Source organism: Arthrobacter globiformis (assembly GCF_046536215.2).
Classification (GTDB): Bacteria; Actinomycetota; Actinomycetes; order Actinomycetales; family Micrococcaceae; genus Arthrobacter; species Arthrobacter globiformis_E.
On record NZ_CM143421.1, the window covers coordinates 4245698 to 4272264 of the forward strand.

21 protein-coding genes are annotated in these 26567 nt (G+C 66.0%); 9 read left to right on the plus strand and 12 right to left on the minus strand.

What is annotated here, in order from left to right; translation table 11 throughout:
• Nucleotides 1-141 precede the first annotated feature (141 nt).
• Together R5O87_RS19230 and R5O87_RS19235 are read right to left on the minus strand one after the other, a co-directional pair.
• Complete coding sequence (locus R5O87_RS19230) at nucleotides 142-840, minus strand: hypothetical protein (protein ID WP_410556688.1); 699 nt, start codon at nucleotides 838-840, stop codon at nucleotides 142-144.
• Between the two features lie 206 nt (nucleotides 841-1046).
• Nucleotides 1047-2555: an FG-GAP repeat domain-containing protein gene (locus R5O87_RS19235; protein ID WP_410556687.1), complete on the minus strand. Its 1509-nt coding sequence runs from the start codon at nucleotides 2553-2555 to the stop codon at nucleotides 1047-1049.
• 307 nt (nucleotides 2556-2862) lie between these two features.
• Here R5O87_RS19235 and R5O87_RS19240 point away from each other — a divergent pair, with 307 nt between their 5' ends.
• On the plus strand, nucleotides 2863-4200 hold the full coding sequence (locus R5O87_RS19240) for a S1C family serine protease (RefSeq protein ID WP_410556686.1): 1338 nt from the start codon (nucleotides 2863-2865) through the stop codon (nucleotides 4198-4200).
• Nucleotides 4201-4387: 187 nt separating this feature from the next.
• Complete coding sequence (locus R5O87_RS19245; RefSeq protein WP_410556684.1) at nucleotides 4388-4993, plus strand: dihydrofolate reductase family protein; 606 nt, start codon at nucleotides 4388-4390, stop codon at nucleotides 4991-4993.
• On the opposite strand, the gene rox is transcribed toward R5O87_RS19245, so the two are convergent.
• Complete coding sequence (gene rox / locus R5O87_RS19250) at nucleotides 4990-6423, minus strand: rifampin monooxygenase (protein ID WP_410556683.1); 1434 nt, start codon at nucleotides 6421-6423, stop codon at nucleotides 4990-4992. The genes R5O87_RS19245 and rox overlap by 4 nt on opposite strands.
• A 206-nt stretch (nucleotides 6424-6629) precedes the next feature.
• Here rox and R5O87_RS19255 point away from each other — a divergent pair, with 206 nt between their 5' ends.
• Nucleotides 6630-7226, plus strand: a complete 597-nt coding sequence (locus tag R5O87_RS19255; protein ID WP_410556681.1) for a TetR/AcrR family transcriptional regulator — start codon at nucleotides 6630-6632, stop codon at nucleotides 7224-7226.
• Between the two features lie 77 nt (nucleotides 7227-7303).
• Nucleotides 7304-7948 (plus strand): LysE family translocator, encoded by a 645-nt coding sequence (locus R5O87_RS19260; RefSeq protein ID WP_410556680.1) that lies wholly within the window; start codon nucleotides 7304-7306, stop codon nucleotides 7946-7948.
• An 8-nt stretch (nucleotides 7949-7956) separates the two neighbouring features.
• On the opposite strand, the gene R5O87_RS19265 is transcribed toward R5O87_RS19260, so the two are convergent.
• Nucleotides 7957-8376, minus strand: a complete 420-nt coding sequence (locus tag R5O87_RS19265; RefSeq protein WP_410556679.1) for a hypothetical protein — start codon at nucleotides 8374-8376, stop codon at nucleotides 7957-7959.
• A gap of 191 nt (nucleotides 8377-8567) precedes the next feature.
• Between R5O87_RS19265 and R5O87_RS19270 the strand changes: the two genes are divergently transcribed.
• Nucleotides 8568-9497: an ABC transporter ATP-binding protein gene (locus tag R5O87_RS19270; RefSeq protein WP_410556678.1), complete on the plus strand. Its 930-nt coding sequence runs from the start codon at nucleotides 8568-8570 to the stop codon at nucleotides 9495-9497.
• A gap of 4 nt (nucleotides 9498-9501) precedes the next feature.
• Complete coding sequence (locus tag R5O87_RS19275) at nucleotides 9502-10785, plus strand: ABC transporter permease (RefSeq protein ID WP_410556677.1); 1284 nt, start codon at nucleotides 9502-9504, stop codon at nucleotides 10783-10785.
• Between the two features lie 60 nt (nucleotides 10786-10845).
• Here the strand turns inward: R5O87_RS19275 and R5O87_RS19280 are convergent, their stop codons facing one another.
• Nucleotides 10846-13032 carry a multicopper oxidase family protein gene (locus tag R5O87_RS19280; protein WP_410556676.1) on the minus strand — a complete coding sequence of 729 codons (2187 nt, stop codon included), beginning with the start codon at nucleotides 13030-13032 and terminating at the stop codon, nucleotides 10846-10848.
• A 335-nt stretch (nucleotides 13033-13367) separates the two neighbouring features.
• Nucleotides 13368-16580, minus strand: coding sequence for a bifunctional cytochrome P450/NADPH--P450 reductase (locus R5O87_RS19285; protein ID WP_410556675.1), 3213 nt, complete (start codon nucleotides 16578-16580; stop codon nucleotides 13368-13370).
• 603 nt (nucleotides 16581-17183) lie between these two features.
• Between R5O87_RS19285 and R5O87_RS19290 the strand changes: the two genes are divergently transcribed.
• Nucleotides 17184-18713 carry a M23 family metallopeptidase gene (locus tag R5O87_RS19290; RefSeq protein WP_410556674.1) on the plus strand — a complete coding sequence of 510 codons (1530 nt, stop codon included), beginning with the start codon at nucleotides 17184-17186 and terminating at the stop codon, nucleotides 18711-18713.
• An 828-nt stretch (nucleotides 18714-19541) separates the two neighbouring features.
• Here R5O87_RS19290 and R5O87_RS19295 read toward each other — a convergent pair.
• The 3 genes from R5O87_RS19295 to R5O87_RS19305 all read right to left on the minus strand — a co-directional run bounded on the left by R5O87_RS19295 (nucleotide 19542) and on the right by R5O87_RS19305 (nucleotide 21945).
• Nucleotides 19542-20396 (minus strand): glycoside hydrolase family 25 domain-containing protein, encoded by an 855-nt coding sequence (locus tag R5O87_RS19295; protein WP_410556673.1) that lies wholly within the window; start codon nucleotides 20394-20396, stop codon nucleotides 19542-19544.
• Nucleotides 20397-20713: 317 nt separating this feature from the next.
• Nucleotides 20714-21409 carry a metal ABC transporter solute-binding protein, Zn/Mn family gene (locus R5O87_RS19300; RefSeq protein WP_410556672.1) on the minus strand — a complete coding sequence of 232 codons (696 nt, stop codon included), beginning with the start codon at nucleotides 21407-21409 and terminating at the stop codon, nucleotides 20714-20716.
• Nucleotides 21379-21945, minus strand: coding sequence for a transcriptional repressor (locus tag R5O87_RS19305; RefSeq protein WP_462836340.1), 567 nt, complete (start codon nucleotides 21943-21945; stop codon nucleotides 21379-21381). The genes R5O87_RS19300 and R5O87_RS19305 overlap by 31 nt, the downstream gene beginning before the upstream one ends.
• A gap of 217 nt (nucleotides 21946-22162) precedes the next feature.
• Between R5O87_RS19305 and R5O87_RS19310 the strand changes: the two genes are divergently transcribed.
• Together R5O87_RS19310 and ykgO are read left to right on the plus strand one after the other, a co-directional pair.
• A complete protein-coding gene (locus R5O87_RS19310) occupies nucleotides 22163-22921 on the plus strand; it encodes a GTP-binding protein (RefSeq protein ID WP_410556670.1) in 759 nt (252 codons plus the stop codon).
• Nucleotides 22918-23040: a type B 50S ribosomal protein L36 gene (gene ykgO / locus R5O87_RS19315; protein WP_011693081.1), complete on the plus strand. Its 123-nt coding sequence runs from the start codon at nucleotides 22918-22920 to the stop codon at nucleotides 23038-23040. The genes R5O87_RS19310 and ykgO overlap by 4 nt, the downstream gene beginning before the upstream one ends.
• Nucleotides 23041-23437: 397 nt before the next feature.
• Here the strand turns inward: ykgO and map are convergent, their stop codons facing one another.
• The 3 genes from map to R5O87_RS19330 form a co-directional block, all read right to left on the minus strand.
• The gene (gene map, locus R5O87_RS19320; RefSeq protein ID WP_410556669.1) at nucleotides 23438-24214 is read right to left on the minus strand and encodes a type I methionyl aminopeptidase; all 777 of its coding nucleotides are present in this window, start codon (nucleotides 24212-24214) and stop codon (nucleotides 23438-23440) included.
• 40 nt (nucleotides 24215-24254) lie between these two features.
• The gene (locus R5O87_RS19325; protein ID WP_410556700.1) at nucleotides 24255-25133 is read right to left on the minus strand and encodes an IclR family transcriptional regulator; all 879 of its coding nucleotides are present in this window, start codon (nucleotides 25131-25133) and stop codon (nucleotides 24255-24257) included.
• Between the two features lie 172 nt (nucleotides 25134-25305).
• The gene (locus R5O87_RS19330; protein WP_410556667.1) at nucleotides 25306-26562 is read right to left on the minus strand and encodes an aminopeptidase P family protein; all 1257 of its coding nucleotides are present in this window, start codon (nucleotides 26560-26562) and stop codon (nucleotides 25306-25308) included.
• Nucleotides 26563-26567 lie beyond the last annotated feature (5 nt).

Genomic DNA, 26567 nt, shown 5'->3' on the forward strand with positions numbered 1-26567 from the left:
ACATCTCGACGACCAGTACACGGCAAATTACCCGCAGGTCAGGAGGGCGGACAACAGTGGCAGGTACTCGACTTTATTGTCCGGCTCCGCCGACTACTTGGATGGACTACTTGGTTTGGCGGTGCTGTCTACTAGGGCAACTCAATCGAGACAGCGGAATTTGCTCATTGTGTCAGCGTCCGTACCGGTTCCGCCGACCGTTACTGGCAGCACAGGATCGCCGACCGTCGCGTCCAAGATGTTGTCATGCAGGGCGTCAGCCGTGTCGCAAGCGGAGCGGACGACTTCTTCCGCGGAATCCTGCTGGTCGGGCGCAGGTGCCGTCTTGGGAGTAACAGGGATCGGCGTGACCCGTTTCAGGCCGCCTGGTGCAGGCCGTGTTTTCGCTGCATCCCGGGCCGCCTTCTTCTTTGCTGCGGCTTCCTGCTTAGCTGCCGCTTCTTTCTTAGCCGCTTCTTTCTTAGCGACGGCGGCAGCTGCCTTTTCAGCTGCAGCCGCCTTGGCTGCCAAGTCTTTTGCGTCTGCTGTTGCCTCGTCGGTCGCGGCCGGTTCGGTCTTGGCGGCCGCCTTTGCCTTGGTAGCTGCGGCCGGCTTGGTATGTGCGGAGGGCCCGGCCTTGGTGGCTGCAGCCGGGTTGGTCTTTGCTGCCTTGGCGGCCTGGGCCGCGTTCCACTGGGAAATCCCGATTTCCGGCTGGCTGGTGGAACCAGCCCCGGCGCCGGAGCCCGTCAAGCCTGCGGGTTGCGGGGATGCGACTGAGGCGGGGGATCCCGCCTGGCATGCCGACGTGGCAAGCAGTACCGAGAGCATGGCGACGGACAGCAGATATTTCCTGCGCATGAGAACTAAATCCTCTTCGGGGGTGCGAAACGGGCAGGCCGGCGCAACGCAAGTCCTGCCCGAAATGGGGCACCGGCATGAGACAGGGAAAGGTCAACGCCTCATCAGCGCCTACCACGCACAACGGAATTCGGGTTGTTCCGACGGGGGTGTGAGCCAACCGGTGACTAAAACGTTACATTGGCGGACGAGGGCAGGCCAAACTCTTACCTCAGGATGTTGTAGGTGCTCCAGCCGGCGCCGACGATGCTCCGCACGCCCCAGGTACCTTTGCTGAAGGGGTAGTGCGCGAGGCGGCCGTCGCTGAGCCGGGTCAGGAGCCCTGAGCTTCCGGTGGTGAAGCCTTCGACGGCGGTGATGCTGTTGATGCTGTTCCATCCGGTGCCTACGGTGCGCCTGGCTTCGGAGATGAAGCCGCCGGTTCCGTTGGAGCGGTACAGGACGAGGCTGCCGTCGCTGCGTTTGGCGAGGATGTCCTGGGCTCCGTCCTGGTCGAAGTCGGTCATGGTGAGGTACAGGCCGCTCCAGCCGGTCCCGGCCCTGACCCGGGGCGCCAGTTGTGATCCTGTGGTGTTGCCGTAGTACCAGAGGGTCCCGGCGGCGTCGTAGGCCAGAATGCCCGGAAACTGGTCGGTCTTGCGCCAGTGGCCGACGGTGATGTGGAAGCTGCCCCAGCCGGTGCCGATGGCCTGGGCCGCGGTGAATCCACCGCCGCGGCGTCCGGGGTAGAAGCTGAGCCGGCCGTCCTTCCACTGCGCGATGATGTCGAAGACGCCGTCGCTGTTCCAGTCCGTCACAAACCCTCTGGCCAGCGCGGACCAGCCGACGCCGATTCTCACCCGGGTCTGCAGCCCGCCTGTGCCGGTGGCCGGGTAGTTCCAGAGCGTGCCGTCCGGTCCCGCCGCCACCACGTCCGCGGCGCTGCGGATGGAGGAACTGGTGCTGGGCGGGTTGGGCACGGGCGGGTTGGGGCTGGACGCCGTGCCAGCCTTGATGACGAGGTCGTCAACGTAGGCATCGCCCATTTGGCGCAGATGCTCTGCACCAACCTGGGCCGCGCTCAACGTAGTGGCAGCGCTGGCTACCTGGTTGCTGGAGAACACGGAAGCCTCGTCGAACCACACCTGCACGTCGGTCCCGAGACCGTTGGCGGTGACCCGCATGACCACGTGGTGCCAGGTGTCGAGCGGGATGGCTGTAGATCTCAGCCGGGTATAGACGAAATCTCCGGTTGGTGAGGTGACGCGGAGCCAGAGCTGCCCGTTGGAGTTGTAACGGTAGATGTCGGCGACCCGCAGGCTGCCGGAGAAAAACCGGAAGTACGGGACGTCGTTGCCCACGACACCGGCCTGGGTGATGTTGAACCAGCCATCGGCATAGGACGTCGCCGTGCCTGCAGGGAGAGGCACTGACAGGTTGGAAATCGAGCCGGCGTCGGCCGTGGCATGCAGGAAGGCGGCGCAGGTCCCTGAATGGGCCTCGTCCGAGGAGACGGCGGCGGTTCCGGTACCGCCGGTGGTGGCGGTGAATCCGGCCAGCGTCCCGGACTCGAAGTTGGTGGCCAGCACCGTTGTCCCCGGATTTGAGTTCGTTGGTGCCGGAGTTCCTGGCTGACAGGTCGCCGCCTGGGCCGGAGCGGCGCCCACCGCCAGCGCGCATATCAGGGACGCCGCGGCGCTGCCTGCAACCCCAAGCCTGAAGAATCGCTTCATCATTCCGCGCTCCAATGTCCGGAGCTCAACACGTCGTCGGTGCTGAACACATGGATGAGACCCGTTGAGGCCGTTGGGGACAGCTCGCGGTCCTGGGCGACCTTAAACGGCAAGATATTCTTCGGGATGCTGGCCGGACAAGCGTAGCCGGTACCCGAATTTCCAGGCCCTCTTCCTCTCACTACTTGGTTTCTCTGGGCAACGTTCACAGCATCCGCACAGCACGGGGACAGAAGGGTGAAAGGCCCGGTGGACAGGATTAGAGGGAAGCTCCGGGAACAGCCGGAGCGCACCGCCTGAGGAGCCACACATGTACACGGAGACCAGCCACAATCCTGTCCCTCCTACCGCCGCACTGCAGGAAACAGCTCCGCAGGGGACCGCCCCTCTGCCGACCCTCCCTCCGGCAGGAGGTCATCCGGCTTTTGGCCCGGTGCCCCCGGCGCCGCCGGTCCGCCCGCGGGACAAGAAGCGGGTTGGTCCGGCAGTCTTCGTCACGTGCCTCGTGGCGGCCGGTCTCCTCGGCGGCGGGGTGGCTTCCGGGGTAGCCGCGGTGTGGCCCGACGCGCCCGCGGCGACGGGCACCACGGCCCAGGCCGCGATCAGCCCGGTCATCGTCAACAACACGGAGAGCGTCAACGCCGTCACGGCCGCCGCGCAGAAGGCCTCGCCCAGCGTGGTGACCATCAGCGTCAGCTCCGGCAGTTCAGGCGGCACCGGCTCGGGCATCATCCTGGACACGGAGGGCCACATCCTCACCAACACGCACGTGGTGACCCTGGACGGGGCGGCGGCGGATGCCGCCGTCGAGGTCCGCACCAACAACGGCCAGGTCTACAAAGCGACCATCGTGGGCACCGACCCGCTGTCCGACCTTGCCGTCATCAAGATCGACGCCGACGGGCTGACTCCCGCAACCCTCGGTGACTCCGGCGCCGTCAACGTCGGGGACAAGGCCATCGCCATCGGCGCGCCCCTGGGCCTCAGCGGCACCGTGACCGACGGCATCGTCTCAGCGGTGAACCGCACCATCGAGACGGCGTCTTCCGCCACCTCCGACGGGTCTTCGTCCCAGGGCGGCTCGTCGCAGAACCCGTTCGGATCGCAGCAGGGGCTGTCGGCCTCGGCCGCCCAGGACTCCATCAGCATCAACGTCATCCAGACCGACGCAGCCATCAACCCGGGCAACTCCGGCGGCGCCCTGGTCAACGCGCAGGGCGAGATCATCGGCGTCAATGTGGCCATCGCGTCCGCGGGATCGTCGTCCTCGTCCACCCAGAGCGGGAACATCGGCGTCGGCTTCTCCATCCCGATCAACCAGGCGAAGCGGGTGGCGGAGGAGATCATCTCCACGGGTAAAGCGACCCATGGCCAGCTGGGACTGTCCGTTCAGGACAAAACGTCAGGGTCGTCGTCGGACTTCACCGCCGGCGCCGAGGTGGCCTCGGTAACCTCCGGGTCCGCCGCGGACAAGGCCGGGCTGAAAGCCGGCGACGTGGTGACCGGCCTGGCCGGCCGGACCGTGACCGACGCGTCCGAGCTGACGGCCGCCGCCCGCGAGCAGGCCGCCGGAGCCACCGTGAAAATCACCTTCCAGCGCGACGGCCAGAGTCAGACTGCGGACATCACCCTCGACGCAGCCTCCTGAGCCGGGGCATTGCCGCCGAGCCGGTCTGCATTGGGGGGACATGCCGGCCCGGCGGGAAGGATTGCAGCAGTGTGCCTGTGGCTGCGCTCCGTGTGGAGTAATGCAAGTGTGGGTTCCTGGGCTTGGGAAAATGTTCGGGGCCTTTGCCCCCCTCCTTTTTGACGGTGGGGACGCCTAGGATTCGTGTATGCGCCGGACTGTTGTCAACAACATCGTCTCCCTCGACGGCTTCTATGCCGATGAAAGCGGGAACCCGACGGTGCTCAACATGGATGAGACCTTCGACGCCTACAACCTCGAACGGCTGCGGTCAGCGGGAACGGTGCTGCTGGGCCGGACGTCGTTCGAAGGGTTCGGCGGCTACTGGCCGGCCATTGCCGATGCCGATGAGGACCCCGACAACCGGGCGTTGAGTCCTGACAACCGGGAAATCAGCCGCCTCTACAACCGCGTGGCCAAAGCCGTGGTGTCGGACTCCCTGACCGTTCCTGCCGGCCATCCCTGGGCGGCCACCACCACCGTCGTCCGAAGGGATGAAGCGGGCGCGTGGCTGGAACAGGAAAAACAGCGCGGGAATGAAGACATCCTCATCTTCGGCAGCCGCGTCATGTGGAACGGCCTGCTGGCCCAGGGGCTCGTCGACGAACTGCATCTGACCGTCAGTCCGTCGGCCCTCACCGCCGGTCAGCCCCTGTTCCTCGAGCCCGCAAACCTCACGCTGCTGGAAGTACGGCCGTTCCCGGGATCCAGCAACGCCCTGCTGCGGTACCGCCCGGCGCCGGCCCAGTCCTAGGGCCCCTCGGAGGCCGCGCCGAACCATTGCTTCAGGTGGCGGAGCAGGTCTTCCTGGTTGTCGCCGGTCCAGGCGACGTGGCCGTCCGGCCGGAGCAGGACCGCGGGAGCGTCCAGTTCCTCGCTGGTGTCCGCGATCAGGTCCACCCGGTCTGTCCACCCCGCCACGGACAGTCCGCCGGTCTGGTCCAGCAGGAACCCGCGGCCTTTGCGGGTGAGCTCGTAGAGGCGGCCCCGCGACAGCGGGATGTCGCGGAGGCGCCTGCCGAGCAGCCGGGACCCTTCGCCGAAGTCGTACCGGACCCCGGTCGAACTGATCCTTTCGGCGAGGAACCGGCTGACGTCGTCGAACTCCATCAGCTCAGCCAGCAGGCGGCGCACGGCCTGAGGGCCGGGCTCTGGCGAGATCAGTTCGCTCTGGGCGCGGGTGATGGTCAGGACGTCGGCGGCGACCGGGTGGCGCTCGGCGAAGTAGGTGTCCAGCAGCCCGTCCGGCGCCCAGCCGCTGACCTCGGCGGCGAGCTTCCAGCCGAGGTTGAACGAGTCCTGGATGCCGAGGTTCAGCCCCTGCCCTCCCAGCGGCGGGTGGATGTGAGCCGCGTCGCCGGCAAGGAACACCCGGCCCGCGCGGTACTGCTCGGCCAGCCGGGTGGCGTCGGTGAAGCGGGTTATCCAGCGCGGTGAATGGACGCCGAAGTCGGTGCCGGCGTGGGCGCGCAGCTGCGTGCGGAGCTCCTCCAGGGTCGGCGGGACCGAGCGGTCCTCGGCCACCGTTGCCGCCGGCACCACGGCGCGGAACAGGCCGTTCCCGGCCGGCCCGACGCCGAACCCCCGGTGGGTCTTGCGGACTTCGTCCACGACGGCGGCCAGCTCGTCCGGGGGAGTGGTCACCTCCATCTCGCTGTGGATCCACTCGGTGGTGGCGGGGTCCCCGGGGAAGCCGATGCCGAGCTGCCGGCGCACCAGGCTGCGCCCGCCGTCGCAGCCGACGAACCAGCGTGCGCGCACCCGGGTGCCGTCGGCGAGCCCGACGGTCACGCCGTCGTCGTCCTGCTCGAACCCCGTCACCTCGCAGCCGCGGCGGACCTGTGCACCGAGTTCGACGGCGTGCTCCGCCAGCAGGCGGTCGGTGACCGGCTGCGGGATGCCGAGGATGTAGCCGTGGGCGGTGTCCAGGTTGTTTGGCAGCGGCTTCTCGATGCCGGCGAACCGTCCGACGCCGGGATACTGCTTCCCCTCAGCGAGGAACCGGTCCAGCAGCCCGCGCTGGTCCATGATCTCGATGCTGCGCGGGTGCAGGCCGAGCGAGCGGACGGCCTGGGTCGGCTCCGCGTCCTTCTCCAGCACCAGCACGTCCACGCCGTGCAGCCGCAGTTCGCTGGCCAGCATCATGCCCGTCGGCCCGCCGCCGCTAATGATCACGTCAAACATGTGAGAACCCCAATCCATAAACTTTGTTGGCCGCGGCCAACCATTCTGGCCGAGGGTGGGGGCCTTGCGGCAAGCCCCCTGCCGACCTATATTCTGAAAGTGGCAGGGAGATTGTTTCTCCTTGCCATTCGCATGTTTCGGGGATTAAGCGTGCGGTAGAAAGAACGGTCCGTCTCGTTCCAAGCTGCGCGTTATATGATCCGATTGTGCAGACTTCAGAGGGGACCGACCAGCCAGGGCGCCCTGCGACGAGCACGCCGCCGGAGAAGATCCTTGCCGCGGCCTACGAACTGTTCGCCCGGCGCGGGATCCGTGACGTGGGAGTCGACGAGCTGATCCGTGTCTCGGGGGTGGCCAAGGCAACCTTCTACAGGCATTTTCATTCCAAGGACGACGTGGTGCTGGCTTTCCTCGAGCAGTGGTACCGGGAACGCACGGCCGCGATCGAGGATGCTATTGCCCGGCGCGGGACGCGCGGGGAGGCAGCCATGCTGACCATCTTCGACGTCTTCGACGACTGGTTCCGCCAGGGCGCGGTCCAGGTCAGCTCCTTTTTGCACGTGATGATGGAAATGGGTCCCGACCACCCCCTCGGGAAAGCCAGCATCCAGTATCTGGAGAAGACTCGGGAGCAGATCGCTGACCTCGCAAAATCCGCCGGCCTCGACAACCCGTATGACTTCGCCTGGTCCATCCACATCCTGATCAAGGGAGCCATGGTCGCTGCCGCCGAAGGGGATCCCCGTGCCGCGGCACGCGCGAAGGACATGGCCGTACTGCTCATGGATAGCCACCGGCAGTAGCAGGGGCCGGGCAGGCATGGTTCGACCGGGCGCGCGGCCTTTCGTGAAGAAAGCGCCGATCAGGGATAATCGTCTCCATGACCCTCGCTTCGCTCGCTGCCTTCGCCGGACTGTGCCTCATTCTGTCCATTACGCCCGGACCGGACACGTTCCTGGTGCTGCGCATCGCGTTGAACCGGCCCAGCGCTGGGATTGCTGCCGCGGCAGGCTCGGCGGTTGCCGCCATCGGATGGGCTGCGCTCGTCGGCGTCGGACTGGCCGCGATCCTGGAGCAGTCCGCGGAGGTGTTCCGCTGGCTGAAGATCGCGGGCGGCCTCTACCTGCTGTACCTCGGCATTTCCTCGTTCCTGAAGACCCGGAAGGCCGCCAAGGACGGGATGGCCGCGGGCGGCAAAGAAGGAAGCGCACTTCGGTACAGCAACCTCGCCGGCTTCGGGGCGGGGGCGCTGTCCACGCTGCTCAACCCCAAAGTTGGCCTGTTCTACCTGGCGGTCGTTCCGCAGTTCATCCCGCAGGGCGGCGACACCATGGGCACGGCGATGATTTTGGGCGCGGTGGAAGCGATCATCGGATTCGCCTACCTGGCCGTCGTCGCGCTTATCGCCTACAAGGCGATGGGGTGGCTGCGGCGCCCAAAGGTGAGCACCGGCGTCGAACGTGCCAGCAGCGGCATCATTGCCGCCCTCGGCGCCGGCGTCGTCGCCTCCGGCGCGACCAGCTAGCTCGGTTACTAAGCCCCGCGGGGCACCCTGTCCGGATGCACCATGTCGCCAAAGCCGTGGACCATCCACCGGCCGTGGTCGGGCCGCCACACCAGCGTGATCAGCAGCGGGTCGTCCAGCACTGAGGCCGGTGTGATGAGCGTGTGCTCCTGGGCTTCACGGATGACGCGCATGTAGCAGACGTTGAGGTCGCCGTGCGCGTAGACCGCTTCCTGCAGCATGCCGGCGCCTTCGATGGACTCCAGCAGGGCGGCGGCGATTTCGAAGGATCCCCAGAACGGACGGGACTCCGGGGTCACGATCATGTGCAGGTCGTCCAGGTTCTTTGCCCTGTCGTGGAGCGCCCTGAAGAACCAGTACCCAATTCGGCGCGGATCATCGGCGATTTCCTGCGATTCTTCCGCCTCGAGGTCAAAGTCTCCGGTCATGGCACAAAGCTACTCGTGGGGCGGGCTGCTGACGAGACTTTCCCGGGAACGGTTGTGTGACCGTTAGGAGAATTCCGCGGGTCTCCGTCTCCGGGCGCCTGCGTCTGCCTTTGCGCCGACAGACCGGGCAGACCCACCGCCCACGCCGCCCGCAACCGAGACGCCTGACTCGGTTCCGCTAGGCTGGCTTCATGACGTTGGGGGACGCGGCCGAGCCGCTTGTGCACATCAAAAACTTCCGCATGGACTTCGGGGAGACCACGGTCGTCAAAGACCTGTCCTTCGATGTGCGGGCAGGGGAGACGTTCGGCTTCCTGGGCAGCAACGGCTCCGGGAAGACCACCACGCTGCGGGCGCTGCTGGGCATCTACAAGCCCACCGCCGGCACCCTGCACATCGGCGGGAAGGTCTTCGAACCCAAGGACGGTGCCCGGCTGGGATACCTGCCGGAGGAGCGCGGCCTGTACAAGAAGGAAGCCGTCCTGGACGTGATGGTCTACTTCGGCCGGCTCAAGGGCCTGAGCAAGCACCACGCCCGCGCCTGGTCCCAGACCTACCTGGAGCGCGTGGGCCTCGCCGACAAGGCCGCGGTCCGGCTGGACAAGCTCTCCGGCGGCCAGCAGCAGAAGGTCCAGCTCGGCGTCACCATCATGAACGACCCCGACCTGCTCATCCTCGACGAGCCCACCAAAGGCTTCGACCCCGTGAACCGCCGGCTGCTGATGGACATCATCGAGGAGCAGAAGCTCGCCGGCGCCACCGTCATCATGGTCACCCACCAGATGGAGGAAGTGGAGCGGCTCTGCGACCGCGTCATCCTCCTCAAGGACGGCACCTCCCGCGCGTACGGGACCGTCGCCGAGGTCCAGGACCAGTTCGGCGGCACCATGTACCGGCTGGGTTACGACGGCGTCCTGCCCGCCTCGGACCTGTACGACGTGGTGCGCGACGGCGACGGGCACGCCGAACTGGCCCCTGCCGCCGGCGCGGACGGGACGGCGGTCCTGCGCGAACTGATCGGGGCCGGCGTCGCCGTCCGCAGCTTCGCCACCGCACGGGCGTCGCTCGAGGAAATCTTCATCCAGGTGTACGGGGAACAGCACGAAATGGCAGAGGTCTAGGACGATGGCACGCACAGCATTCAGACAGCACAACCCCCTCCAACAGCACAACCCTTTCCAACAGCACAACCTGGGTACCGTCGTCGGGTTCGAATTCATGCGCACCATCAAGAAGCGCGGGTTCATCATCGCCACCCTGGCCATCCCGGTGGTCTTCGCGATCATCTTCGCCCTGGTCTACGCCAGCAACTCCAGCACCTCGGCCAACGCCGACGCCCAGAAGAACTCGGCACTGACCTTCACCTACACCGATGCCTCCGGGCTCATCCCCGCAGCGCTGGCCCAGGCCGTCGGCGGGACACCGACGTCGAACCCCGGCGCCGCGCTGGAGGCCGTCAAGAACGGCAGCAGCGAGGCGTACTTCGCCTACCCGGCCGATCCCGCCACCCAGCCGGTCAAGGTCTACGGCGCGGACAAGGGCATGTTCGAGAACGGCAAGTATGAGGCAGTGGCCAAGCACCTGCTCACCACCGCGGCCCAGTCCCGGGTCAATTCGCCGGAAGTCACCGCCGCCTTGAGCGGCGTAGTGAAGTTCGACGCCGAAACGTACCGGGACGGCCGGGTCTCCGGAGGCATCGGTTCAGTCATACCGCCGCTGCTGTTTCTGGTCATTTTCTACGTCAGCATCATCCTGCTGTCCAACCAGATGCTGAACAGCACTCTGGAGGAGAAGGAAAACCGGGTCACGGAGATGATCCTGACCACCCTGAACCCCACCACCCTGATCACGGGCAAGATCATCTCCCTGTTCGCCGTCGGGCTCCTCCAGATAGCAGTGTTCCTCACGCCGATCGCGCTCGCCTACTTCCTGTTCCGCGACTCGGTGTCCCTGCCCGACCTCGACCTGTCCTCGCTCGTGTTCGAGCCCGTCCCGATGATTACCGGCCTGTTGCTGCTGCTGGGCGGGTTCACCCTGTTCACCGGCGTGCTCGTGGCGATCGGCGCGATCATGCCCACAGCCAAGGAAGCGGGCACCATCTTCGGCCCGCTGATGGCCCTGATCTTCGTGCCCTTCTACGCCGTCAGCCTCATCATCAGCGACCCCGAAGCACTGATCGTGCAGGTCTTCACCTACTTCCCGCTCACCGCCCCGGTGACCGCGCTGCTGCGCAACGGCTTCGGAACCCTTGGACCCCTCGAATCAGCCATCGTGATCGCCGAGGTCTTCATCGCGGGGATCCTCGTCCTGCGCCTGGCCGTGCACCTGTTCCGCTACGGCTCCATCGAATACGGCCGCAAGCTCTCCATCGCCGGGACGTTCCGCCGGAAGGACCTGACCGCCAAGTAACCGGACCCGGCAGCCGGGCGGCGGCTACGGGCCGGCCGGCGCCGGCCGCGGCCCGGCCGCTTACGGTGTGATTTCCCAGGCGAACATCATGGCGTGGTCTTCGTGGCTCAGATTGTGGCAGTGGCCTACGTAGGGTCCGGTGAAGTCCCGGAAACCGCGGTAGAGGATCACCGATTCGCCTGGGTCCAGGGCCACCGTGTCCTCGCCGGAGATGTCGTCAGGATGCCCGGGGTCCGGTGTCCGGGTGACGTCCTTGCCGTCGCGCATGACCACCTGGTGTTCCTCCTGATGGAGGTGCACCGGATGCACCCAGCCGCCGCCGCCGTTGCGGAGCTCCCAGAGGTTGAAGCTTCCCTTCTTTTGCTGGGCCAGGGGTGTGCGGCCGGCCGGGTTTTTCAGGCTTGGCAGGACATGCTGCGGGTCGAAGGGCTTGCCGTTGATAAGCCATTCGGTTTCTCCGCCGGCGCTGCCGCGCTGCACCTCGAAGATCAGCCGGTTGTCCAGCAGGCTCTGCCAGTTGCTCGGCAGCGGAGGGCGCGCACGGAGGGCGGCGGGGATTCGGCTGTTGTCCGGAACCGGGTCGCCGATGACGATCTTGAGGAGGGGCACCTTGTATTTGGGATCGGGCGAGAAACGCGTCGATGCGGCCCACTTCCGCCCGTTGGGCATTTTCATGACGTTGGTGAGGTAGATGACGTCGCCCTTCGTGGTGGGCGTGCCGTCCTGGTAACGGGTGAAATCAACGATCACCTCCCGCCGTTTGGCCGGCCACAACTCAAACGAATTGCGCTTGATCGGGACTGGCAACAGGCCGCCGTCGACCGCGATCTCGTTGAACTGCATGCACTGCTGCCCGTCCTCGATACGGTACTGGCCCTGGAGTTCCTCGCCGTTGTAGCCAAGGGATGCTGATGACTTCGGTCCTCTGGTGGAGGTCATCAGCTTGAACTCGTAGATGCGCGCAACCGAGGCGTCCAGGAACCGGAACCGGTATTTGCGCCGCTTTACCTCCAGAACCGGGAAGGCCGTCCCGTTGATGGTGCAGATGTCGCCGACGAAGCCGTGGTTGGGGAAGTGCTTGTAGAAGGTTTTTCCCCACCACTCGGGGTGCGTCCTGGGATTCTTGGCGGCCGGGAACTCGCCCAGCCCGTCGTGGAAGTCCTTATGGATGGTCACGCCGTCGTCGAACCGGAAATCGGTGAAGGCGAGCGGGATGTCGTACTTGACGTCGAACGACCCGTCCGGGTTGTTGGTGCGGACCCCCGGCAGCCGCAGCCCACGGGTCTCGTCGCCCATGTCCAGGCCGTTCTTCGGATCGTAAATCGGGTACAGGCCAACCATGCCCTTGTACACATTCGCGCCGGTATGGTCCATGGTGTGGTCGTGGAACCAGAAGAAGCTTTGCTTCTGCCGGTCATCGCCGCCGGCGGGCCGGTTCAGATACAGGTTGTCCACCCACATCCCGGGACGGAACCCCCGGTGCCTCGGCCCTGCCACCATCGAATAGTGCGGGTTCCCGTCGCTCTCGGGTGCAGTGTGGGAGTTGTGCAGGTGGGTCAGGAATGAGAAGTCCGGTGAGCCGAAGTCCTGCCGGTCCAGCTTTAGCGGATTCTCGTCGAGGTGGTTTTCGAACCGGACCAGGACCGGCCGGCCATACTCCGCGTTGATCCTCGGCCCGGGGAAGGTCCCGTTGAAGCCGTAGATGGTGCTGGCAGGCAATGTCCGCTTGGTGCCGGCCGGGAAGGTCTTGCGGTTTGCATCGAAGGAAACCGCCGGCCGGCCGTTGGCATCGATCGGCAGCACCTGCGACGTAGTGAAGGAATGGGTCCGCACCAATAGGTTGACCTTGTAGACGATCGGATCCGGAAGACCGACGTCGCTCGTCCAGACCTGGTGCCGCTCATTGCGCAGCGAGTTCTGCTGCCCCGGCTCCGGTCCCGGCGGGTTCTTCCAGGAGCTGACCACGGACTTCGGGACCGGGGCCAGCGCCTTGGGGATGAGCAGCGGGTCGTTGAACGGGGACAGGATCAGCGGGCTCGTAGGGAAGGCCTCGATGTACAGGGCGTCGCTGAGGGCCGTCGTCGCGGCGGCAAAAGCGCCGTCGGGTGAGGGCAGCCCGGTTTGCGCCAGCAGCGGGCCGGCCCAGCTTTGGGCGGCGGCGACTGCGGCTGCTGCTCCTCCGGCCGCACCCAGACGCAGGAGCGTGCGGCGCGCGAGCCCGCTGGTGTTGGCGGATTCTTCGGTCATGGTCAGTGCCTCCCTGGCATGAGGCGCAAGCCAAGTCAGCTGCTGCCCCTGTCAACCCCAATAAGGATTCCGAGACCAGATCCGGACCACGGGGACCTCCCTGCCCGTGGCTTAATTCTCTGTGTTGATTCCCCAAGGCAATCACTTTGTCCATCCGACCTTGGGAAAAGGCTGGAACCGTGGCCGGGGCATGGTACTGCTCTGCGACGGCGCTGTGAAGACCCTCATGCACAGCAACGCGGGGTCACTTAGCGCCCAATATTCCGCCTTCATTGGGCGCTAAGTGACCCCGCGTTGCTGTTGCGTTACAGGGTTGCTTGCTGCGTTCCAGGACCCTACGTGAAGATGTCCGCCACGTACCTGCCGTGGGTGCGCTCCACCTCGTCCATCCAGGCATCGGCATCCGCGTCCGAAGCGCCGGTGGCCTCCTGGTAGATGCGCTCGCAGGTCTCGCGGACCTCCGGCGCCATGTTCTTCCCGTCGCCGCAGACGAACACCGTGGCACCCTGCCGCACCAGTTCCTTGACGTCCTCCCGGTCAGCCCAGAGCCGGTGCTGGACGTACTTCTGCCCGTCCGACGAGGCCTTGGAGAAGACCGGCCGCAGGTCCAGGTTTGCCTGCTCCGCCCAGGACTCGAGCTCCGTCCGGTAGAGGAAATCGGTGTCCGGCGCCCGGCAGCCGAAGAACAGCAGCGACTTCGCCGGCCTGATCCCCTCCGCCTGGGCCTTCAGCGCCCGGTCCTGCACGAAGCCGCGGAACGGCGCGAGCCCGGTCCCGGCACACACCATGATCACCGGCATCGCCAGGGACTCCGGCGGATGGAAGGCCGCGTTCGACGGCCGCACCATCACCGCCACCCGCGATCCCGGCCGCGCCTGGGCCAGGTACGTGGACGCCGCCCCCTCGAAGGTGCCGCGCCCGGACCATGCCGGGGCCTGCACGACGGCGAACGTCAGGGTCGCGTGGTCAGGGCTCCAGAGCGGCGACGACGAGATCGAGTACCGCCGCGGCGTCAGCTGGGTGAGCAGCTGCAGGAACGACGTGAACGGAAGCTGGCACGACTGGTACATCTCCAGCAGGTCCAGCAGCGAGACGCGCTTGTCCACGATCTCCGCCGCGTGCCGCTCCCGGTCCTGCGCCAGCGCCTCCAGCTCGGCCCGCTCGGCGGGGTCAGTGGCCACCTCGGCCAGCTGCTCCACCTGCGGCCGGGTGGCCGGAACCGCGAGCTCCACGTAGCTGCTCAGCAGCTCGCCCACGGCCACGGGTGTGCCGGTGGGCAGGAACGTGTCCCCGTGCTCCATGGCCAGCACCACGTGGGAATCGTAGTCCAGGGCAAGCCGCGTGAGCGCCCGCTGCACCAGATCGCTGGGGTTCAGCGGCAGCACCGCCAAGTAGTCGCCGGTCCGGTAGCTCATGCCCTCCGGCAGCGCGACCTCCACGTGCCGCTTGGACCGGGCATGGGGTTTGGTGATGTCCACCAGCTCCCGGTTGACGACGACGGTGCCGAGCGCCAGATCGTTCTGCCGCAGCAGCGTGTCCCGGACGTTCCCCACGAAGTTGACCGCCAGCTGCGGCACCCCGGTGGGTGCGCTGGTTCGCTGGCCGAGGGCGCCGTCGACGGCAGGCCAGAATCCCGCGTACCATTCTTCGAAATCACCGAAGAAGTCGCCCCGGGCGTTGGCCTCGCCGCGGTCGTAGATCCGCTCCGCACCGGCCGCTTCGAGCCGGGCGTCGATGGCCTTGGGCACCTCCTGGTAGGTCCGTGCCCAGTCCCGGTTGCCGTTGCCGAACACCGTGTACCGGACGCCGCGGAGGCTGCCCGGCTGCAGGCCCTCGGTCCAGGCCATGAACTTCTTGGCATTGTCCGGCGGCATCCCTTCATACGAGGATGCGACGACGGCGACCAGGCCCTCCGTGGGCAGCCCGCCGGCCGCACTGTCCAGCGGACCGATCATCGGGCTGTAACCCCGCCGCCCGGCGTCGTTCGCTATCCGTTGCGCAAAGTCCTGGGACGTGCCCGCATTGGACCCGTACAGCACCCGGATCGGAACGCCGTTGGCGGAGGCCGCCGGTGCCGGCGCCTCTTTCGTTTCCTCCAGTCCGACGGCGGCACTTGCCGCTGCGTCGATACGGACGTTCCGCCGTCGGACGTGGACGTACAGGGCTTCCGGCTTCATGGTGAGCGTGTGCTTGATCTTCAGCTCGTAGCCGGGATCCGCCGGGGTGATGTCGAAGCGCTGCAGTGCCTTGGCCAGGAACAGCATGGCCTCCTGCAGGGCGAACCCGCGGCCGATGCAGGAGCGCTGCCCGTTGCCGAACGGCTTCCACGCATTGGGCGGGACGGCCGCGTACCGCTCCGGGGCGAACCGGTCCGGGTTGAAGAGCTCCGCATCCTCGCCCCATGCCGTCTTGTCCCGGTGCAGCTGGGGGATCAGGATCATGATGGTCTGGCCCTTGGGCACCTCGTACTTGCCGCCGATCACCGTGTCCTCGTACGGGGCCACGTTGAAGGCCGGGGCGGTGGGCCACAGCCGGAGCGTCTCCTTCAGGATCTGGTCCAGGTAGCCGAGCCGGGGCAGGTGTTCGAACTTGGCACTCTCACTGCCCAGCACCTCGTCCACCAGGGCCTGCGCCCTGCGCAGCACTTCGGGATGGCGCATGAGTTCGTACATGGTGAAGGAGAGCAGGCCGCTGGTGGTCTCATGGCCGGCCACCAGGAACGTCACCATCTGGTTGACGACGTTGTCCTCGGGCAGGCGCTCGCCGGTCACCGGGTCCGCCGCGTTCAACATGGTGTCCAGGATGTCCTCGCTGCCGGGAGGGCTGGGGTTGCGGCGCCGGTCGCTGATGAGCTGCTCGGCCACCTCCTGCATCAGCGCACGGTCCTCCTCCAACTGGTGACGCTTGCGGACCATGAGCTTGTTCTGCACCGGCAGCCGGCGCGACCGGTCCCGGGACTCCATCAGGGAACGGACCATGGCCCCGATGAAAGGGTGCATCTCGTCCCGGTACAGGCTGTTGAACCGGTAGCTGAACGAGCACAGCGCAATGGTGTCCAGGGTCAGCCGGGTGGTGTTGTCCGGGATATCGATCCGCGCCGTGGGGCCGAGCCGCTCCCATTTGAGCAGCAGCTGTTCGAGGATGTCGTCCATGCCGGCGAACATCCTCGTCAGGGCGGCGGGACCGAAGGCCGGCATCAGGATCCGGTGGGCCTTCTGCCAGTTGGGTTCCTCGGTTTCGGCGGTGAACAGGCCGTCGCCCGCGGACTCCCGCACCTGGCGCAGGGAGATGCCAAGGACCTTGCCGAACCGGGTCTCGTCGCAGACCTCGTTGACGAGTTCCTGGGACGAGACTGCGATCATGTTGCGGTTGAAAACTTCGATGCGGACAATCGGTCCGTACTCTTCGGCCACCTCCACCAGGCCCAGGACGCCCTTGCTGGCGTCGATGTCGGGCAGGTTGCCCACCACCGGTTTCGTGGGAGGCTGCGGAATGGGGACGCTGTGGCTGCTGCCGGCACTGCTGTTGCTGCTGTTGGATGAAGGCATGGGGCCCCTCCTAGGCGGTCTTCATTGACTCTTGTTCTTATTGGTTTTTGGCTGGTTGCTGTGTGCTTCGTGGTGCTTCGGTTTACCGGGAGGGGGCGCCGCAGTCGGCTGCTTCTTGTGTCGGGGCGGGCCGGGCGTCACGGGCCGGGCGCTGTACAGATTACTCCCGTCCGGTGCCGGGGACTACGGCTTTTTTCTTTGGCTGCTCCGCCCGGCCTCCTCACCCTCCACGGGCCCAACTAGGTAGCACTTCAGGGCCTTCCCAGCGCTGGGAACGCCCTGTGCTGCGACCTACTTGGGTGGGCCCTGCCTTGTGCTGGGCTTCCGTCCTTCGTGCCGGACTTCCCGTGAGACCGGCCCTGCGCCGCACGACAGGCCTGGGCCCGGGCCGCCTGGGGGTTACGGTCGGTTTCGGTGGTGGAGGGTCGGGATTGCTCAACGCCCGCTAAAGATTTGCGCAATTCACCTTAGGGCCCGGTCAAGATTTTCCTAGCTTATGCACATATGCGGCCGGATCGGTTTCGCAGGCCTGCCGGGCATGCTCCCATGTTAGGAGCATGCCGCTATCCATAGCATCCGGCGACCTTTTATGGGGGAGATCTAATGTCAAAGCATCTGGCACCAACCGCTGTCCGGCGCACGCCGCAGGACCTACGTCATGCCGTTCCGGGCCGTCCGGTTCTGAGTCGTGCCGTTCGCATCGGCGCCGGCGCGGCGTTCCTGGCGGTCTATGCTTTTGGAATCCAGGGCACGGGCCCGGTTCTTTCGTCCGGTCTCATCTCCGGGCAGGTGCCCGCCGACATGCGTGGTGACATCGCGGTCAATGTGCCGCTCGGATCGACCGCCCTGGCCTCGGCGGCGGTGGGCTCCGCTTCAGGCACCTTCGTTACAGCCTCCGGTGCCATCTCGACGTCTCCGGACGCGTTCGTGTCCTACAGCCGTACCGTGGTCTTCACCTCGGCAAAGCCCGTGAGCCAAAAACTCCATGCGGCTTCTACGACGGTGCGGCGCCCGGCGGCAGGAACCCTGATGGCGCCGTTGGATGTCCTGGTCCCCACCTCACCCTTTGGGCTGCGGACGAGTCCCATCAGCGGCTCGGCAGGTGAATTCCACTGGGGCCAGGACTTCGCTGCCGCCTGTGGTACCAACGTTTATGCCGCCGATTCCGGCGTGGTGCGGGCAGTGGGATGGCACCCGTGGGGCGGCGGCAACCGGGTGGAAATCGATCACGGCAACGGTCTGATCACCACCTATAACCACCTTGAGGGCATCGGTGTGAAGAAGGGCCAGCCGGTCCAGGTGGGGCAGCTCATCGCCAAGGTCGGGACCACGGGGTCATCGACCGGATGCCACCTCCACTTCGAAACGATTCTGAACGGGAGGCACACGGACCCTGATAACTGGACGCTGCTGCGGCTGCGGCACTCGGGGCCCGTTGCCAACATCAGGATGACGGACTACGGGAAGTCCGGCACCGCTACGGAGACGCCCTCCTGGGCTGTTCCGGTCGGGGCAAGCGCCCCCCGGCACACGGTCACGGACCAAGCGCCGGCAAACGGGTTTTCTTCTCCAGTCACGGCGTCCGTTTTCGCAACGGTGCCTTCCGTTATGTGGGTCGCGTCGCCTGCTCCGACGGTGGCTGCGGTTCCGGCACTGAGGGCGGCCGCGCCGAAGCCCAAGCCGGCAGCTCCGGCGCCGGCACCGAGGGCGGCTGCGCCGAAGCCCAAGCCGGCTCCGAAGCCGACGGTCGCGCCGAAGCCCAAGCCCAAGCCGGCTCCCGCACCGACTGTCGCCCCTAAGCCCAAGCCGGTTGCACCAGCTCCGGTGGTTACGCCGCCTCCGGCCCCGGTTGTTGCTGCGCCGGCTCCGGTTGTTGCGCCCGCTCCGGCACCGGAACCGGTTGTTGCTCCGGCTCCTGTCGTTGCGCCCGCCCCGGAACCGGTTGTTGCCCCGGCTCCTGTCGTTGCGCCCGCTCCGGCGCCGGAACCGGTTGTTGCTCCGGCTCCTGTTGTTGCGCCCGCCCCGGCTCCTGTTGTTGCGCCCGCTCCTGTTGTTGCGCCTGCGCCGGTTCCGGTTGTTGCTCCGGCTCCTGCGGCCCCGGCTCCGGCGCCCGAAGAGGCAGCGGCACCCTAATTGGGCTCGTAGAGCTGTCTCCTGGAGCCGTTAGCCAGACGATGACGGATGCTAGAACGGCTCCGCCACGGTTGGTGAGTGCGAGTTTGTCGTAGCGGGTGGCAAGGCCGTGCCCAAAAGGTCGATCCGATGAAGCCGGACTTTCAGCGGGTCGGACACTTAGGGCCGGTCGTGCGCCTGCGAAACTGACCGCATGACACTAGTGGTCCTGGATGATCAGCGTTGCGTGGACACGATGCGGACCTTCCAGGACCTTCCAGGACAGCAGACGACAATACGAAGGGGCCCGATGTCAGTTTCAGACGTTGGCTGCACAGAACTGTCGGAACTCCTCTGCGCATTTGTCATCCCAGTTCTGATTGGTAACGTTTCCAAGGCCCGCGGGCAACGTGTCTAGCTGCGGGAAACAGAGGTCTGGCCCGACCTCTGAGGCCGAGCCGGGCGCGCTAGTTTTGGAGCACTACTGACATCACGCACACAGCGCCTGGTGACTTAAGGACTCGGCGCCGATCCGGCGGAGCAAGATGGGGCTCACGATGCTGCCAATGATCTCTTTGCCGGCACAGGCCCTAGACTCTGGCATGGTCGGCTCCTTTCGGATCAGGCCGGACCCGTACGCCGCTATTCAGAAAGTCCCCGTCCGGACGAAGTTCCCTGTCGGTGATGCGTGCCAATACGGGGCTTGGCGGGCGATGCCAGTTCCAGACAGAGATGGCGCTGCGCGTGCCCGAGACTGTTGAGACCCTTGGGACTCGAGAGGAGGTTTCGAGAACCGGATCAGAAGAGGTGTAGGTCGCCCTTAAACGAACCTGTACGGGACTCGGAAAGCTAATAAAAGCGCATTGGTGAGTGTACGTACGGTGGATCCGGCTGATTGAGCGGGTGCGGTGGATCCTGTCGTTTGGGCGGGGGCGCTGGTTGCTTTGATGGGAGGGGGCGGCATGGATAGTTGTAGTCGTATGATCCGGCAGTGAATTGCGTCAGGGCAACGGCCCCGCCGGGGGTGAGCGGGGTAGAGGAACAGTAGGCGCGCGCGGAGGTTTTTGAAGTTGCGCCGGCGACCCAGTTCTTGAGCTTGTTCAAGTTGCTGTCGGAGCCAACGGTGCCGGCTATTTCACCGAACTGATAGGTCGTGGAATAGATGCCTGCTTCCGCTCCGATGCTTTGCAGATAGGCGGTCATGCCCTCCAAGTCTGCGGCGTTGGCTGCGCGGTTGGATGACCAGCTGTTCCCGGTTTCCACGTCCATCCACCACATGTGGTGCGCGGCGTCGGGGACGCCACGGCGGTTTACGTCGTCGTAGGCCATGGCGTACCCGTAGATGTACGCGCAGGCTGCGGTGTCGGCACCGTTGCACGCCCCGTAGGGGTTGGGGATGTGGGCGCCGTGGTGGACGTTGGATGTGGGCCACCACCCCTTCGCCGTTGGTCCGGGATTGGCTGTGTTGACGTAGAGCGCGACTGGCGGGGTTTTGGCCGGTTCCGATGTGCCGGCGGCCCAGGTGAGTTGCGCGGCCAGGCAGGGGTTCGTGGTGTTCGGTCTGCCTCCGTTCACGCCGATGATGGCGAATCCCAGGGGTTCCGGAAGGTCGCTGCCGCACTGGGGCCAGGAGATGTCGTAGCCCAGTATGGTGTGGTCAGGCGGCGGCGCACCCCCGGCATTGGCGGCACCTGCCGGGGTCATGAGCCCAGCGGAGAAAAGGCAGGCAATGACGAGGAATCTTGCGGCTCTCAGCGGCGCCCTGGCAGTAGCGCGGTCAGAACTGTAGTTCCCGGGACAGAAAACGCTTCGCCTCCGGGGACATGCCCGGGGGCCGGCCGCGGACGCGGCCCTGCCGGTGAACAGGATCGTGCGGAAGAGGCGCAGCGGGCCGCGAAGTTCCATCTCTGCCTCCCCCCGTAGGACCCACGCCGCTGTGACAACCCCAGACTTTACGCAAGGCGGCGTGGGAAAACCTTGTGACGCCCGTGACGGTGTGGCCCCTTGAGACGGTCCCCGGATTACGGCGCCAGCGGCAGCACCGTGCCGGTGCCGCCGCCGGCACGCGAGGTACCCGTGTCCGTGGGGCCGCCCCGGGCGGCGGCCAGCCTGATTTCCGGTTGGAGGGCCTTTTCGATGTGGTCGACGTTCGCGCTCATCCACTGGAGGTAGTCCTGGCCTTGGGGGAGGGTTTCGGTGAAATTGACCACGGGGACGTCGGCCGCGGTTGCGGCGTCCTTGAGCTTCTTGGTTTGCGGGCCTTCTGTCTGCTCGTTGTAGGCGAGCATCTTCACGGCGTGGCCCGAGATGAGGTCCAGGGTCTTCTGCAGGACGGGAACGGGGACATCCTGGCCGGCTTCGATGGCGTGACTGTATTCTTCCGGGGTCTTGTTGACCAGCCCGGCCGCGTCAAGCAGGTAGAGGGGGACCGGTTCGGTGATGGCGACGGATTCGCCGCCGCGCCGCGCCTTCAGCGCGGCAGTGCGCTCCTTGAGTTTCCCGAGCTCGGCCTTGAACCGGTCGGCGTTGGCGGCGAAGGAGGCCGCGCCGGCCGGGTCGATGCGGGACAGTCCCTCTGTCGTGGCCGTCTCGCTCTCAAACCAGGCCGCCCCGGCGATACCAGCGCCGATGCGGGCGAGATAACGACGCTCTCCCGGCCTAGCTGATGTGGCAAGCCACCGTTCGGTCACATCCCCGTGCCCATCCTGTTCGAGCATCCAGAATCAGCGCCTGACGACGCCTTCGCAGCCCGCGCAGATTCCGAGGAGTTCGACCGTGTGGGAGACAGCGGCGAAGCCGTGTTCACGCGCGATGCGCCCAGCCCAGCGTTCCACTGTGCTTCCGCGACCTCAACCGCGTGTCCGCAAAGGCGGCGGACCAGGTGGTGGTGTTGTTCCTGGCGGTGGCAGCGGCGATAGTGGCTTTCGCTGTCTTGGGTCCGCAGCACGTCGACTTCGCCATCGTGGGCCATGGACTGCAGAATCCGGTAGACGGTGGCCAGCGAGACCGATCGCCGTCCTCGCGCTGCATAGCGTACAGCCGCTGGTAACGTGGACCTTGTTTGCAATTGAGAATCATTCGCATATAGGCTGGCGAGTATGCATGTGACTGTTGTGAGTTCCTTGGATGTTTTCAGCCGGCAGAAGGCCTGCGCGGCACTGGCAGCGGAGACTCCGGATACCGTGGTTGTCTTCCATGACCTTTTAGAAGACGGGCTCGTGATCCGAAGGCTCTTCAAGGAGGGCCGGCGCATTGAGCGGGAAGAGTCGACTCTGGAACACGGATGCCTTAGCTGCACAGTGCGACTGGACGTCGTACCCACGGTGAAGAGGCTGCTGCGGGCGGCTTCCCGCCTTATTCTGGGTTTGCCCCCTGCCGTAGCCTCGTCAACGGCCGTGCACGCTCTGCTGAGGGGGCTTGGAGGCGCGTTCACGATTGATTCCGTTGTGCTGGCCTGCGCCCCGGATACAGTGGAGGACCAAATCTGGGATCATCACTCGCTGTTCGAGTCCGGCTTCACGCCCGTTCCGGAGGATGACCGGACGCCGGGGGAGTTCCTCCTGGAGGAGCTGTCGTTCAGCGACACCGTCCTGCTTGCGGACCCGGCCTTGGTGCCTGTTGATCCTGCAGCACGTGCCCGCGGAATCCAGCTGATCAAAGAGCTGGCCCCGCATGCGGCAGTGACTGACAGCGTAGGCGACCTCTGGCTCGGTCGGCACAACCTCGCCGAAGCAACCGCACGCACCGTCCCGGGTTCCCTGCGGATCCCAGCCGAATCTTCCTCGCCCTTCACTACCGTGGTCCAGCAGATTGAGCGGCCCCTGCATCCAGGGCGCTTCCGTCACGCCCTGGCAGCCCTAGCTGAAGGGTCCTGCTGGCTGCGCGGCCGGATCTGGATGGCATCAGCACCGGATTGCAGGATCGCCCTTCAGGGCATCGGGCCCAGGGTCTGGCTGGAGAACACGGGGCCCTGGCAGGCGATGCGCGAGCCCCTTCAGATAGCCTTTCCCGCCGATGGTCCGGGAGCCGTACTCGACTGGCACCCCGTATTCGGCGACCGCGGAACGGTCCTGGCCGTCACGGGTGATGATGTCGACGCCACCGAGATCGCTGCCCTGCTCAGGGGCTGCGAACTGACCGAAGAGGAGATAACCTCCAGCCCCGGCACCATCACGGACCCGTTCAACCTGAAACCGACAACCGAAGCAACACAAAGGAGCAACTCATGAAAGTACGAAACTCACTGCGGGCACTGAAGAAAATACCGGGCGCCCAGATTGTCCGGCGCCGCGGCCGCACCTTCGTCATCAACAAGAAAAACCCGCGGATGAAAGCCCGCCAAGGCTGACGGAAACCCGCTCCGGCGCACCTTCGATCCGTCGGACACGGACGCCAGCGTCGTCCCCCTTACTGCTTCATGCCGGTGTCCGCCAGTGCTCCCGTTGGCCATTACCGGCCAGGGAGCCGCGGCGCCGTTCAACTGCCCGATGAGGCGCCCCACTGCCCCCGGCTGTCTCACAGTCCTTGGCATACGAGCCGTCTCCCAGGACCAGCCGACGGTTCTGGCGGCCGCCCCCGAATATCGTGGAATGCCAATGTCATTTTCAGCACCGGCCTGCACTCCGGCCCGCGCGCTTTCGGGGTTGGGCAGTCCCATGTTGAGCGACATCGTGGAGGCATGCCGGACGCGAGGGCTTCCGGCTCCGGCCAAGAATACCAGAAGCGGCCCTAGTGGTGAAGGGGGTCTAGCGGTGCCTGGGCAAGGTGAGGATTTCGGCTCCGTCGTCGGTGATCGCGATGGTGTGCTCGCTGTGGGCCGTACGGCAGCCTGTGGAACTTCGGAGCGTCCACCCGTCGGCATCGGTGACGAGCCGGGCCGTGTCCGCCATGACCCACGGCTCCAGCGCGAGCATCAGCCCGGGCCGCAGTTTGAATCCCCGGCCTGGGCGTCCAGTGTTTGGAACGTGCGGGTCCTGGTGCATTGTCGAGCCGATGCCGTGACCGCCGAACTCGGTGTTGATCGGGTAGCCCGCCTCGCTGAGGACAGAACCGATGGCGTGGGAAATGTCGCCGATATGTGCACCGGGCCGGGCAGCGGCTATTCCCGCGCTCAATGCCCGTTCTGTCGCGTCGATCATCGCGACGCTTTCCGCGGGCTGTGATTCGCCCACGATGAAGCTGATGGCAGCGTCCGCAGCGACTCCGTCCTTGGAGACGGCGAGGTCCAGAGTCAGCAGATCCCCGTCGGCAAGCGCATAGTCGCGGGGCAGTCCGTGAAGCACGGCGTCGTTGACGCCCGTGCAGATGTAGTGGCCAAACGGCCCACGGCCGAAGGACGGCGCATAGTCGACGTAGCAGGACTCGGCTCCGGCCTCCAGGATCATTGCCTTGGTCCACTGGTCGATTTCCAACAGGTTCGTGCCGACGGCGCTGCGTCCCTTCAGCGTGTGCAGGATGTCAGCCACCAGGGCTCCTGACACTTTTGCACGGGCCAGTTCGGCGGTGTTCAGGATCTCGATCATGCGGCGCCCTTCTTACGCATCCAGTAACTCCGTCGTATCACTATGCGCTCCGGCGCTCCTTCGGCGCCACGCCTCCAAGGCGCTGGGTGACCTGCCGGGCCGCGGCGGCGCAGGCTTCGCCGAGGCTTTGCAGGGTGTCGGGGGAGACCCTGAACTTGGGGGCGGGGATGAGGACGGCGGCCGCGATGTCCCCGCGGTGGTCGTAGACGGGGGCCGCGATGCCGACTTCCTCGATGGACGTTTCCCCGTAGTTGATGGCCCAGCCGCGTTTGGTGACTTCCACGAGCCGCTGCAGGTACTCCTCCGCCGAGTGGTTGTCGAGGACGGGAAGGGTGATGGTGCCGCTGCGGAGCAGGGTGTTCACCCGTTCGGGCTGTTCGCCGGCGAGGAAGATCTGGACCGAGGCGCTGAGGGCGTCGTTGTAGCGTGCGCCCAGGGGGGTGGTGTGCTTGACCTGCTGGCGGCTGGCGATCTGCTCCACGCACATCGACTCGGTGCCGTTCCACACCATGAGGGCGCTGGTCTCGCCGGTGCGCTCGGTGAGTTCCCGCAGCACCGGGTAGGCCACCCGGCGTTCCTCGAGTTCTGCCAGCAGCGGCCCGGCGACGGCGATGAGGCCCAGTCCCAGCCGGAAACGCCGCGTGTCCGGGTCCCGCTCCACCAGGTGCTCCTGCTCGAATGTGGCCAAAATCCGGGACACGGTGCTCTTGTGCAGGCCCACGCGGCTGGCGATCTCGGTTACACCCAGCATCGGCTCGTCCGCGGTGAAGCTCCGCAGCACTGCGATGGCGTTGACGATCACCGAGGCGCCGCGGGCGTCGCCGTTGGCGGCGTCTTTGCCGGTGTCCTTGCCAGTGTCTTTGCCCGAGTTGGAGGCCGCGTCGGGGGCTGGGTTCGCTGAAGAAGCCGGGGGAGTCATGGTGTTCACTATATTTCTTCGCTGCCCTGCGTCCGGTCTTTGTTGCCCCGGAAGCGGAGGTGGGCATGCCCTCCCGGCCGCCCGCCGTCGTCGTACTTAACCCAAGGCTGCTAAATCACAAGCCTTGCCGACAACGGCCGGCGGGGGAGGGCATGCCCCCTAACCCGTGGGGCTAGGCGCTGATGATGTTGTGCTCAGGGCCGAACGGGAACTTGGTGATGTTCTCGGCGCCGTCCTCGCCCACCACCAGGATGTCGTGCTCGCGGTAGCCGCCGGCGCCGGGCTGGCCGTCGAGGACCGTGATCATCGGTTCCATGGAGACCACCATGCCCGGCTCGAGCACGGTGTCGATGTCCTCGCGCAGCTCGAGTCCGGCTTCGCGGCCGTAGTAGTGGCTGAGGACGCCGAAGGAGTGGCCGTAGCCGAAGGTGCGGTTGGCAAGCAAGCCGTGCGATACGTAGATCTCGTTGAGCTCGGCGGCGATGTCCTTGCAGACGGCGCCGGGCTTGATGAGTTCCAGCCCGCGGCGGTGGACCTCGACGTTGATGTTCCACAGTTCCAGCGAGCGGGCATCCGGTTCGCCGTAGAACAGCGTCCGCTCCAGGGCCGTGTAGTAGCCGGAGGTCATGGGGAAGCAGTTCAGGGACAGGATGTCGTGTTCCTGGATCTTGCGGGTGGTGGCCCAGTTGTGCGCGCCGTCGGTGTTGATACCGGACTGGAACCAGACCCAGGTGTCGCGGATCTCCGAGTTCGGGAACGTGCGGGCGATCTCGTGCACCATGGCCTCGGTGCCGATGAGGGCCACCTCGTACTCGGTGATGCCGGCGGTGATGGCGTTGCGGATGGCTTCGCCGCCGAGGTCGCCGATCCGGGCGCCGTGCTTGATGACCTCGATTTCCTCGGCGGACTTGATCATGCGCTGACGCATCGCGGCCTGGGCCACGTCCACCAGGGTGGCGGATTCGAACGCGGCCTGGATCTTGTTCCGGTTGTCCAGCGGCAGCGAGTCGTCCTCGACGCCGAGCCGGCGGACATTGATGCCGCGGGTGCGCAGCACCTCCTGGATGCCAAAGATGAAGTTGTCCCGGCGCCAGTCGGTGTAGACGAGGTTCTCGCCGTAGCTGCGGCGCCAGGGCATCCCGGCGTCGATGTTTGCGGTGACGGTGACCGTGTCCTCCTTGGTGACCACCATGGCGTAGGAGCGGCCGAAGTAGGTGAACAGAAAATCGGAGTAGTACTTGATCGAGTGGTAGCTGGACAGGACGACGGCGTCCAGGTCCTTCTCGGCCATGATGCTGCGCAGGCCCGCAAGGCGTCGCTCGAACTCCGCGTCCGAGAAGGTCAGGGTGACCTTCTCGCCGTTGTTGAGGACCTTGAGGCGCTCGAGCTTGGCGACGTCGCTGACGGCTTCGGTCTGGTAGGTGGTCATGCGGT

What these genes read in the sequence shown, in the direction of transcription:
- R5O87_RS19230 (WP_410556688.1), bottom strand. Translation starts at nt 840, where the DNA reads ATGCGCAGGAAATATCTGCTGTCCGTCGCCATGCTCTCGGTACTGCTT.
- R5O87_RS19235 (WP_410556687.1), bottom strand. Translation starts at nt 2,555, where the DNA reads ATGATGAAGCGATTCTTCAGGCTTGGGGTTGCAGGCAGCGCCGCGGCG.
- R5O87_RS19240 (WP_410556686.1), top strand. Translation starts at nt 2,863, where the DNA reads ATGTACACGGAGACCAGCCACAATCCTGTCCCTCCTACCGCCGCACTG.
- R5O87_RS19245 (WP_410556684.1), top strand. Translation starts at nt 4,388, where the DNA reads ATGCGCCGGACTGTTGTCAACAACATCGTCTCCCTCGACGGCTTCTAT.
- rox (WP_410556683.1), bottom strand. Translation starts at nt 6,423, where the DNA reads ATGTTTGACGTGATCATTAGCGGCGGCGGGCCGACGGGCATGATGCTG.
- R5O87_RS19260 (WP_410556680.1), top strand. Translation starts at nt 7,304, where the DNA reads ATGACCCTCGCTTCGCTCGCTGCCTTCGCCGGACTGTGCCTCATTCTG.
- R5O87_RS19265 (WP_410556679.1), bottom strand. Translation starts at nt 8,376, where the DNA reads ATGACCGGAGACTTTGACCTCGAGGCGGAAGAATCGCAGGAAATCGCC.
- R5O87_RS19270 (WP_410556678.1), top strand. Translation starts at nt 8,568, where the DNA reads ATGACGTTGGGGGACGCGGCCGAGCCGCTTGTGCACATCAAAAACTTC.
- R5O87_RS19275 (WP_410556677.1), top strand. Translation starts at nt 9,502, where the DNA reads ATGGCACGCACAGCATTCAGACAGCACAACCCCCTCCAACAGCACAAC.
- R5O87_RS19280 (WP_410556676.1), bottom strand. Translation starts at nt 13,032, where the DNA reads ATGACCGAAGAATCCGCCAACACCAGCGGGCTCGCGCGCCGCACGCTC.
- R5O87_RS19285 (WP_410556675.1), bottom strand. Translation starts at nt 16,580, where the DNA reads ATGCCTTCATCCAACAGCAGCAACAGCAGTGCCGGCAGCAGCCACAGC.
- R5O87_RS19290 (WP_410556674.1), top strand. Translation starts at nt 17,184, where the DNA reads ATGTCAAAGCATCTGGCACCAACCGCTGTCCGGCGCACGCCGCAGGAC.
- R5O87_RS19295 (WP_410556673.1), bottom strand. Translation starts at nt 20,396, where the DNA reads ATGACCCCGGCAGGTGCCGCCAATGCCGGGGGTGCGCCGCCGCCTGAC.
- R5O87_RS19300 (WP_410556672.1), bottom strand. Translation starts at nt 21,409, where the DNA reads ATGCTCGAACAGGATGGGCACGGGGATGTGACCGAACGGTGGCTTGCC.
- R5O87_RS19305 (WP_462836340.1), bottom strand. Translation starts at nt 21,945, where the DNA reads ATGCGCCGGCCCTCCTTGAAGAGCCTTCGGATCACGAGCCCGTCTTCT.
- ykgO (WP_011693081.1), top strand. Translation starts at nt 22,918, where the DNA reads ATGAAAGTACGAAACTCACTGCGGGCACTGAAGAAAATACCGGGCGCC.
- map (WP_410556669.1), bottom strand. Translation starts at nt 24,214, where the DNA reads ATGATCGAGATCCTGAACACCGCCGAACTGGCCCGTGCAAAAGTGTCA.
- R5O87_RS19325 (WP_410556700.1), bottom strand. Translation starts at nt 25,133, where the DNA reads ATGACTCCCCCGGCTTCTTCAGCGAACCCAGCCCCCGACGCGGCCTCC.
- R5O87_RS19330 (WP_410556667.1), bottom strand. Translation starts at nt 26,562, where the DNA reads ATGACCACCTACCAGACCGAAGCCGTCAGCGACGTCGCCAAGCTCGAG.